We start from the raw sequence: 559 nt of genomic DNA, 5'->3' as shown, positions 1-559 counted from the left end.
TTCTCGATCCCACGCACATGCAGGGCATCTGCTGTCAAGTGGCTCTTTAGCCGCGCATTGCAGCGCTCAACGCTCGTACGCTCATTGTAAAGTGCCTTCCAGCGTTTGGTGTCTCGATGTGGATTACAGTACCGTCTAAGGTCTTCCTTCACGTCCACTTTGACGACCATACCATAATTTGAGGACGAGCAAGCGGCCATGCCGAGTGGACAGTCGACTTTGCCGGTTGCGTGCGGACAGCGAAACTTCAGGATGTCGCCGTCCGCTCCCCAGTACGTCATGGCATAGCCCATTGGAACAGCATGGCGTCCCATTGGCCGTTATTCCGGCAGGCGGTTCCTTCTCGCGCCTGAGGTTGAGCGGAATAATGGCTTGAGCCTTGACGATTTGCGCGGCCTCGTAAACCTTCAACTGATCATAGCCTGCGTCCAGCATGAAAAACCTCGGAGCGGCTCTGGATGCGGCTTGTTCCATCAGGCTTTGCGCCCGATCTCCGTCATTGACGTGCGCAGGCGTAACGTCCAGGGCAAGCGGCAATTCGCTTTTCGTATCGACAGCT

The 559-nt window shown here is 56.2% G+C and carries 1 protein-coding gene and 1 pseudogene; both read right to left on the bottom strand.

Annotated features, from left to right (window positions below):
• Positions 1–170: pseudogene (locus tag L323_RS42105) on the bottom strand (IS5/IS1182 family transposase); the annotation flags it as partial.
• The coding region (locus tag L323_RS33160) for a transposase (RefSeq protein WP_242835299.1) at positions 136–559 on the bottom strand (424 nt) is incomplete at its 5' end. The gene L323_RS33160 and the pseudogene L323_RS42105, both read right to left, overlap by 35 nt.

The sequence above is a fragment of the Ruminiclostridium papyrosolvens C7 genome (assembly GCF_000421965.1).
In the GTDB taxonomy this organism is placed as follows: domain Bacteria; phylum Bacillota; class Clostridia; order Acetivibrionales; family DSM-1351; genus Ruminiclostridium; species Ruminiclostridium papyrosolvens_A.
This window is presented reverse-complemented; position numbering and strand designations above follow the sequence as displayed.